Consider the following 9,531-nt stretch of genomic DNA (forward strand, 5'->3'; position numbering starts at 1 on the left):
CTGCCCTAGTAGCATCGCGATAGCCAGTAAGAAGGAACTTGACTAGCTTTACAGAGGCTACTCAAGTTCCTTTTGTGTGCGCAATAAGGGCGGCCGTAGTGGTGCAGGCTAATGTTACAAGCTGCGGATGCAGTGCAGCGCGAGAGAGGTAGGCTGTCCTTCTCTGTCGAATTATATAGCGGCCATTACAGCAGGAGGAAGTGCAACGATGGATGAACGGCTGTTTAAGCCACTGACCGAAGCTAGTTACTTAACAGCAGGTAATGCGTGGCGTTACCGGGCTATTTTGCGCTATTTCTTTCTGCAACATGAGAGCATGCGCCACTTCGTGTACCCAGAAGAAATTCTAAGTGAGCTGCAAACAAGCGCACACTTTGTGAGCTATGAAGAAGGCGACCTAGAGCAGGACTTGCGACAATTGATGGACTGGGGTAATTTAGTTGGCCGGCAGGATGTAACAAGGGTTGCTAGCGTGCAGGAGTTTCGCAAGAAGCGATTTCGTTACCAGGCCACGCCATATACCATTGAGATTGAGCGCATGGTTTGTCTTCTAGAGCAGATGGGTCCGTCCTACGGCGGGTCCCTTGAGCGCACTGATGTGGAAAGACTGCTAGAGACCATACAACAGTTAGTGGCAGCAAAGGACAGCGCAAATACGGAGGATCTACACGGCAAGTGGACAGAGTTATTCTCCGTTTTTCAGCGGTTTTCTACCAATGCTACTAACTACCTGGCTGCTTTAAGTAGTGAGCGCAGTGAGGCGATGATGAGCGTCGAGGGCTTTTTGGCATACAAGGATTCGCTCAGTGATTACTTGCGAAACTTCATCACCACGTTGCAGCGGACCTCGAGAAGAATTGAGGCGGTCTTGAAGTCTGCAGAAACAGACATTTATGTGACGGTGTGCGAGCAGCTGGCAGATTACGCTCTTACTATCCCGAGGCTGGAGGAGCGGCCGCAGCGCGATGAGTTGATTGGCCGGTACAGGCGACAATGGAGTAACCTATGCAGCTGGTTCCTTGATTCCGTTCAACGCAAGAGCGACTGCTCCCAACTACACCGCGAGACCCACGAGGCTATTCGCAGAATTACTAGGTTTGTACAGCGTTTGGGCGATCGCTACCAGCAGCAGCGCAGTCGCAGGCGGGAGTACTTGCAGTTAGCAGCGCGCTTTGCCGACTGTAGCACTCTAGAAGAGGCACATGTGTTGTCGGCCTGCGTCTTTGGCTTGTCGGAGACTAGGCACTTCTATGCTCCGGGTAGGGATACAGAGGACATCTACGCCGAGGTATGGGAGCGGCCACCGCTGACTCTGACTATTAATCCGCGAGTGCGGACTTACAAGCTTAAGAGCAGGTCTGGGGCAGTGCTAGGCAGGGCAGAGGAGAAGTCGGCCGTGTTAGAGGAGTATTTGCAGGCACGTTTAGCTGAAGAAGAGATGCTAACTCGCATCGTAAAAATGGGTTTTTTGCGGGTAGGGGAGCTTGGCGTAGTTCAGCCAGAGATCCGCAAGACTTTGCTGGCCTGGATAGCCCGTTGCCTTTCAAATAGCGAAAAAACCGGTAACACAGAGGGCGGCCGACGATATCGGCTACACACGCGCCCGGGGCAAGTAACGCTCACTTGCACTGACGGAAGGCTAGTTATGCCTGATTACACCTTGGAGTTTATGGAGTGATGGTCGTGGATGAGCAGAGCCAACGTACAGGTTTTGATGATATGGCCAGAGAGGCTGCCGCAGACTTGCTGCAGCATTTCTGGATTTTGCGCGACAGGGATGCGGAGATGTACCAACAGGTGCGAAGCCGCGAGCAGGTTTTACGCAAGTGGTTTTGGGACAAAGCTGGGCTGCGCTTAATAGTACACAGACACTTTGTCAAGTTAGAGAAAGTGCCGGCCTACGCCATGCCCTGGATGGGCATGCAGGAGCTACAGAGCACTCGCGATTATGCCTTGTTGTGCTGTCTGCTTGGCTTTCTTGAGGGTCGTGCTGTTCTAGATCAGTTCTTGCTGTCTCATTTGTGCGAAGAGCTGCAGTCCCTATACCCGCACGCTGGCGAGCTAGATTGGACAAATTACGAACATCGCAAGTCGCTGGTGCGAGTGATGCGGCTAGCGGTTGGCTTGGGAGTATTGGTAGTTGTAGACGGTGAAGTTGACCGGTTCAGCCAGAGCGAGATAGAGGTTCTCTACGAGGTACCTGCTGTAGCCAGATATTTTATGAGAACTTTCCCGCGCGGCCTCGAGGACTTTTCCGATCCGCAGCAACTTCTTGACAGCGAATTAGTAGATGACCCCACCGATAGGCGTCGCCAAAAGATTTATAGGCAGCTTTTGTTTTGCCCAGCCATTTACAGCAGTGGGGGGCAGGACTCTGACTTTCTCTACTTACGTAACTACCGCCATCGCCTGCGCGACGACTTTGAACAGAACTTTGATTTTCAGTTTGAGCTATATAGAAACGTAGCCATGCTAACCTTGCCAGAGCGTCAGTCTAGATTCAGAGCCTTCCCTGGCCACAAGGTTATTGAGGACATTGCCGTGCAGCTGGCGGGGGTGGCCCGCGAAAAGTATGCAGAAAAAGAGCTCCCCCTCCAATACGACGGTAGCCTGTGCCTCACTAAGGCAGAGTTTATGTCTTGGCTAGCAGAATGTGCACAGCGATATTCAACCGGATGGTCAAAGGAATACCGTGAGAAGGATATGGAGGGGCTTTATCGAGACCTAGTAGAGTTGTTCTGCGAGTGGCAGTTAGCGCAAGTTGATGTAGTGACAGGGGTGGTTTGCCTTATGCCGGCACTGGCTAGGTACAGCGGACGTTACCCGGATGACTATCGAGAAATGGAAGAGGGGTGCGAAGGTGGGTAATCGCTTAAAGCCAAACCGCGCTGGCTTGCTGAACTTCTGGTATTATGACGTGCAGGAGTTTCATTTCGCTGATGGCAAGTTGCTCCTGCGGGGTAGTAACGGCTCGGGGAAGTCTGTGACGATGCAGAGCCTAGTGCCTGTACTGCTAGATGGCCGCACGTCAGCAGACCGACTTGACCCCTTTGGGTCGCGCGCCCGCCGCATGGAGGATTACTTGCTTGGGGAAGTAAGCACCCGAGAAGAGCGGACTGGGTACCTGTGGATGGAGTTTAAGCGCCAAGATAGCGAGCGATATATTACCTGTGGTATCGGCCTGCGGGCGCGGCGTAATCTGCCGCTTGAGTTCTGGGGCTTTGTACTTACCGATAACCGCAGGGTAGGCAGGGACTTTGAGCTTTGTAAAACAGAACTGAATTTAGAGACTGGCAAGGAAGAACTTGTACCACTCTCCAAGCGCGAGCTCGCTAACCGTCTGCAAACGGGTGGGCGCGTAGTGGAAAAGCGAGAAGACTACATGGATTTAGTGAACAAGCATATTTTCGGTTTCGCAGGGCGGGACGCTTACGACGAGCTAATTAAGTTACTGATACAGCTGCGTAGCCCTAAGTTGTCTAAGGACTTTAAGCCAACAGTCATCTACGAGATTTTGAACGCGGCGCTGCCCCCGTTGGCAGACGACGATCTGCGACCCTTGTCTGAGACCATAGAGAATATGGACCAGATTAAGCAGCAGCTAGAGCAACTGCAGCGTGATGAGCAGGCAATGAAGAGATTAGCTGCCGCTTACGATAGTTACAACCGCTGGCAATTGTGGGCGCTAGCTAAAAATTTACTACTGGCAGATGAGAACTGCAGTGACTTAGAGCAAAGTCAGAGCGTTCTTCAGCACAACATGCGTAAGTGGCAGTCTGAATTGCAGGTGGCAGAACGGCAATACGATGAGCTGGACTTAGAGCAGAAGAATCTAAAGAGTGAACTGCAGCACCTTGTGGAGCACGAAGTTTATGTTGTGGAGAAAAAATATCGTCAGCTAGAAGTAGAGCAGAAGAATAGACACGCAGCACAACAGACAAAGCAAACGCAACTGGGCGATAAGCAGAAGAACGAGTTTAAGGCGAGAGAGGCCTTGCGGCAGGAGGAGGTCCGGGCGGATAAGTTTGCCGCGGAGCTCCGTGATGTTGCCGAGCAGCTTGCGGAGCTGGCAGAGGGTGCAGTTTTTGCGCTGCATATAGAGCAGCACCAGCATTGGTGCCAGAAGCGTGAGCAAGGCGACTATGACTTTTCGCTTTGGGAAACAGTCGCAGAGCAGCACATGGCGCGACTAGATACGGCCTGGCAGGCAATTCGCGAGCACAAGCAAACGCAGGAACAGCATCGCGAGGCTGATGCAGCCCACGCTGCTGCCACGAGAGCTCTTGATGAAAAGAATAGAGAGCAAGCGGATATAGAAGAAGAAATGCGCGAAAAGAAGGAAAGTTACTTAATCTCTTTCGATGCTTGGTCAAAGCAGTTGCAGGAGCTTGAGCTATCGCCAGCTCATAGGCTCGCCGTCGCGCAAAGAGTAGACGGGCTATACGAGCCCTACTTACCAGCGCAGGTGCTGCAGCCAGTTGAAATGGCTCGAGAGACCTATAGCGAGCAGAGTGCCTTGAAGAAAGGTGACATCAAAAGCCGACTTAGGCACAAAGATGTAGAGATAGCCTCCCTGCAGGAGGAGATTCGTAAGTGTCGCGAACAGGCCGAGCCTGAGCCTAGCAGGCACCCAGAAACAGAGGCTGCCCGACAAGCTTTGCGAGCGGCTGGTGTGCCATACGCTCCTTTCTATGCGGCAGTAGAATTTCGTGAGGGTGTTAGCGATGACCATAAAGAAAGGATAGAGGCGGCCATAACCGAGGCGGGACTGCTGGACGCGCTAATTGTTCCTGCACAGCATTTGGGAGCTGTCTCGCGGCACGATAAGGTATTCATCCCCGCACCGCAAATGTTCGCCTTTACCCTAGCCGATATTCTGCGGCCAGTGCCGACTAACTCGCTTGATGGTGAAGCAATAGATAACGTGTTGCGAAGCATTCTTTACGAGGTGCCCAGTAACGACCAAGGGGCGGTGGTGCTGGGGAGTAACGGCAGTTACCGCGTCGCCTTGCTGTCTGGACACGCGACTACGGGGCAAGGTTCACGCTTTATAGGGCGCGAGGCAAGGCGCCGCTACCGCGAGCGTGAACTGCAACGCTTAGGCGACCAGCTAGATTTGTTGCAGACCGAACGAGCGCAGGTAGTTGCGGAGCAAAATGAGGTAGAAAAGCGGTACCAGATCGCCCAGCAGGAGTTTGGCTCACTACCATCTTTGCAGGGTCTTCTGGAGCAATGGCATAGGCTGACTACGGTCAAAGCACAGCTCAGTGTGTGTCAAGATGAGGCCAATCAGAGGCAGATTAAGCTAGATGCCTGCCACAAGCGCCTGCTAGAAGCCCGCAATCGCCAGCAGTTGGCGCTACTGGAGTTAAATATCGAGGCATCTGAGCCTGGCGTTAGGGCTGCCGTGGAGACCATGAGTGAATATAAGTCCGCCTTGAACAAGCTGCAACGAGAGTATCAGAATTGGGGTCATGCCAGAAAGCTGATTGTGTATCATGGAGACACCTTGCAGGAGGTGCAGGCCGATGTTGACACTCTAAAGGGTGAACTTGCGGTTCTGGCAGATGAAGCAAGGCAAGCGCAGAGCGAGATGAAAGCAATTGAACGACAGCTGCTCGAGATGGGCGCGGAAGAGATTAGAGAGCGTAGTCGCTGGGTGAATATGCGGCTAGATGAGATCCCGCAGGCCCTAGAGAAGGCCGTTATAAGGACGACAGAACTTAAGGGTGAGCTGCAACGGGGCGAAACCGACCTTTGGGGTTTCACTAGACGACTAGTTGAGGCACAAGGAGTAAAGAACGTATGGCAACAGCTTTTCGTGGGCGAAGTGTCCCTAGGTTATGTCGAAGTACCCGCGGGCAGAGACCCTCTGCAGAGGGCTTCGTTAGTGAAGAAGCAGTTAAGTCAAGCAACGCAGCAAGATGGAGGCCGCGTGCTCTCCCGCTTGAACGACGCGTACTATCGTGAGCTGGCTCTGCTTACAGAATACAGAGTAACCCTTACAGAGCAGCCGCGTGAGCTGCCCAGTACAGAGGTAGCTGAGTCATTCAGTGGACCTACCGCACGATTGTCACTGATGCTAGAGTACAAGGGTCGGAGAACAGATATTGTTCATGCGCTTCTGGCTTTACAGAAGGACACCACGGAGCAACAAGAGCTGCTTAACGACAAGGATCGCGAATTATATGAAGAGATAATCCTGCAAAGCGTGGGCGACATGATCAGGCAGAGAGTTAATAGAGCCGAGCAGTGGGTGAACAAAATAAGCAGGTTGATGGAAGAGCGAGATACCTCTAGCGGCCTTACCTTCTCATTAAGCTGGAAGCCGCGCACGGCCGAGCACGAAGACGAACTTGATACCCGCGAGTTGGTGGAGCTTTTGCGCCTTGACCCGAACTTGCTAAAGCCTGCTGACACAGACAGAGTTACGGCGCATTTTCGGGTGCAGATTGATCGCGCCAAGGCAGAGCTGGCAGAGCGGAAGCAGAGCGAGACCTTCCAGACAATAGTTAGGGAATTGCTCGATTACCGCCGCTGGTTTGACTTTAAGCTCTTCTTTAGAAAAGGGGGCGAAAACAAACGAGAGTTGACTGATCGTGTGTTCTTCACCTTTAGTGGCGGCGAGAAGGCGATGGCGATGTATATCCCCTTGTTCTCGGCTGCCTATTCCCGCTACCAGGAGGCCAGGGATGATGCACCGCGCCTAATCAGCCTAGATGAGGCCTTCGCTGGGGTAGACGATACCAATATTCGCGACATGTTTGGGCTAATGGAGCAGCTGGGCTTGGATTACATCATTAACTCCCAGGCTCTATGGGGTGATTACGACACAACCGGCAGACTAGCTATTAGCGAATTAGTGCGCCCGAAGAACGCACCCTGCGTTACAGTGGTGCCATATCTGTGGGATGGCTCTGTGAAGCGGATGATGCCACCGGGGGGCGGTGACCTGGTTGAGTGACTCAGCGCTACTCCTGCAGCAGGCAGTTAAGTACTTTTCGTCTCCTGGTTTTAAGCGACTTATGACTGCCATGGCTGAGCGTTACAGGTCGCTAGGGCGCATAGGGGGCAGCATAAAACTTGAACAGCTGGTAGCGGAAGAGCAGCAAGCCCTATCTGGCGTGCTAGGGAAGGACTTGCAGAGCCATGCTGCAGTTAGCGTCAAACTTAGTGAGTTCCAGAAGGCTCTAGACCAGACTCGATTTGCTGGTTTAGACATGGTGGAGGTGCTGCAGGGAGTTACTGGGGCCTTACTGCGCCCGGTGGGGGAAGAACGGCGAGAGTTTGCCAAAGAACAGAATCGTTTTTTCGCCTCACTTAGGGCAGACTTCACGCACCCTCGCGCCCAAGCTTGGCTGAGTGGAGTCGAGCAGCAAGTAGCCAGCGCACGTGCAGTTTACACGGCGTATAGGGAAGATCGCCTGCAGCTGCGTGTGGACCTAGAAGAGGTGCTTACTGCCTTAAGTAACCTGCCAGTTGACGCAGGAGTTGTGAAACGACTGCCTGTCTGGGCAGTGGATGTTACAGGGGACCCGCACGCCTTTGATGTTGAGACTACTAAAGGACGATACCTACTAAGCGCACTGAAGTTCTTTCGGGAGCAGACCGACGATGGCATGGAAGAGTGCGGAGGCACAGATGCCCCTGCGTTTTTGTTGGAGGCAGTTGGCATCGTGCGTGACGACATCCTTAGTTTTGTGACATGTTACGGGCTTTACGCTGAAGATAGCAACGGCCCGCTTAACTCATGGCGAGCAGCAGTAGCTGAAGGAGCCGTACTGAATGTACCAGTGCGCGAAGCGGCCAAACTTCGCAAGGTGACTCCCGCACACGACCATTGTCTGGTGTTTGCGGTTGAGAACTCAGGCGTTTTTTCCTACCTTATGGATAATCTCCCGCACCTAGCTCCGCCGCTCATCTGCACACATGGCCAGCCAAAGTTAGCGAGCTACTTGGTGTTCGATAAACTGGTGGAGTCAGGGGCGACTATCTACTACTCTGGCGACTATGACCCAGAAGGGCTTCTCATGGCCCAGCGCCTGTCTGACCGTTACCCGGGTCAAGTAAGGCCTTGGAGGTTTGGGTTAGATGACTACAAGGGAGCCGTTTCACAAATTGCGGTCTCCGCAAAGAGACTAGGGCAGCTGCTAAGGGTAACATCGCCAGATCTGCTTGAAGTCAAGGAGCAGTTAATGCGTGACGGCAGGGCAGGATACCAAGAGAAGATACTCCCGAGCCTATTAAAGGATATGCAGCAGTTTAGCGGGACTAAATGAGCTGAGGATTACGATATGCCAGCATGCTTAATGTGGCCCAGGAAAGATGCGCTAAGTGTTAAATGATAGCAGAGAGGGCTGGGAATAGTGGATAACGAGAAAATCAGATGTTTTGGTGACATACCCATCTACATAGATTACCACGACAACGAGTGGGGAAGGCCGGTGCATGACGACCGCAAGCTGTTTGAAATGCTGATTTTGGAAGGCGCGCAGGCAGGACTTTCATGGATTACCGTGCTTAAGAAAAGAGAGAATTACAGAGAAACCTTTGACGGTTTTGACCCTGAGAAGGTGGCTCTTTACGATGATGCGAAAATTGAAGAACTCATGGCCAATGCGGGCATTGTACGAAATCGCCTGAAAATCAATGCGGCCATCACCAACGCCAAGATGTTTCTGAAAATCGCTGCACAACATGGAAGTTTCGATAGGTTCATCTGGAGCTATGTCGGCTATGCGCCCATTGTCGGGCATTGGGAAAAATTCGCGGATATACCCATCACCACTAAAATCTCCGATCAAGTAAGCAAAGACTTAAAGAAACTGGGCTTTAAATTTGTGGGCTCGACCATCATTTATTCGTTTATGCAGGCTGTAGGCATGGTGAACGACCACCTTAAGTTGTGTTGTGTTTATGAGGAGATATTACATGCAAATCTTAGTTGACGCCGACGCCTGCCCTGTCAAACAGATTATCGTCCGGCTGGCGAAACAACGAAGTATACTCGTTACCATGTTGATTGACACCTCGCACGAGCTCCATGATGGTTACAGCCGTATTATCACCGTGGACAAGCAAGCCGACAGCGTGGACTTTGCCTTGATGAGCTTGTTGACCCGTGAGGACATTGTAGTGACGCAGGACTTCGGGCTGGCCGCTATGGCCATCGGCAAAGGAGCCAAGGCTGTCAATCAGAACGGCTTAGTTTTCACGGACGACAATATAGATAAACTACTGATGGAGCGGCACATCGGGCAAAAGATACGCCGGGGCGGGGGTAGAGCCAAGGGTCCTGCCAAGCGGACTAAAGAAGATGATGCCCGGTTCGAGGCGGCTCTTCTCAGACTTATGGATAGAGTTAGTCTTACTACTTAATCCTGTACACCCTTACGTAGCGTCTAAGTTGAGTGGGTGTCGCGATCCATATTGTCATGTAAAGGTGAAGTTCATCGAGCGTAATGCTTTGATCCTCAATGGCATCATGCAGAATAGCACAAACTCTATGGCTTTATCTAGCATGCACCCCCC

Annotated in this window: 6 protein-coding genes; all 6 read left to right on the forward strand. The window is 52.4% G+C overall.

The genetic code is table 11. The features are described from left to right. The first annotated feature begins 208 nt into the window (after positions 1-208). Positions 209-1,678: a TIGR02677 family protein gene (locus KGZ92_02935; GenBank protein ID MBS3888243.1), complete on the forward strand. Its 1,470-nt coding sequence runs from the start codon at positions 209-211 to the stop codon at positions 1,676-1,678. Beyond that, a complete protein-coding gene (locus tag KGZ92_02940) occupies positions 1,678-2,868 on the forward strand; it encodes a TIGR02678 family protein (protein ID MBS3888244.1) in 1,191 nt (396 codons plus the stop codon). Before KGZ92_02935 ends, KGZ92_02940 begins: the two co-directional genes overlap by 1 nt. Continuing rightward, on the forward strand, positions 2,861-6,964 hold the full coding sequence (locus KGZ92_02945; protein ID MBS3888245.1) for a TIGR02680 family protein: 4,104 nt from the start codon (positions 2,861-2,863) through the stop codon (positions 6,962-6,964). Before KGZ92_02940 ends, KGZ92_02945 begins: the two co-directional genes overlap by 8 nt. Next, complete coding sequence (locus KGZ92_02950) at positions 6,957-8,279, forward strand: TIGR02679 family protein (GenBank protein MBS3888246.1); 1,323 nt, start codon at positions 6,957-6,959, stop codon at positions 8,277-8,279. The genes KGZ92_02945 and KGZ92_02950 overlap by 8 nt, the downstream gene beginning before the upstream one ends. Before the next feature lie 87 nt (positions 8,280-8,366). Further along, a complete protein-coding gene (locus KGZ92_02955; protein MBS3888247.1) occupies positions 8,367-8,948 on the forward strand; it encodes a DNA-3-methyladenine glycosylase I in 582 nt (193 codons plus the stop codon). Continuing rightward, entirely contained in the window at positions 8,932-9,378 is a 447-nt protein-coding gene (locus tag KGZ92_02960; protein MBS3888248.1) for a YaiI/YqxD family protein, read from the forward strand. Before KGZ92_02955 ends, KGZ92_02960 begins: the two co-directional genes overlap by 17 nt. The last annotated feature ends 153 nt before the right edge of the window (positions 9,379-9,531 follow it).

Source organism: Bacillota bacterium, assembly GCA_018333655.1.
Classification (GTDB): Bacteria; Bacillota; UBA994; order UBA994; family UBA994; genus BS524.

Excerpts from the sequence above, each read along its gene's own strand:
- KGZ92_02935 (MBS3888243.1), top strand. The coding sequence starts at position 209 with ATGGATGAACGGCTGTTTAAGCCACTGACCGAAGCTAGTTACTTAACA.
- KGZ92_02940 (MBS3888244.1), top strand. The coding sequence starts at position 1,678 with ATGGTCGTGGATGAGCAGAGCCAACGTACAGGTTTTGATGATATGGCC.
- KGZ92_02960 (MBS3888248.1), top strand. The coding sequence starts at position 8,932 with ATGCAAATCTTAGTTGACGCCGACGCCTGCCCTGTCAAACAGATTATC.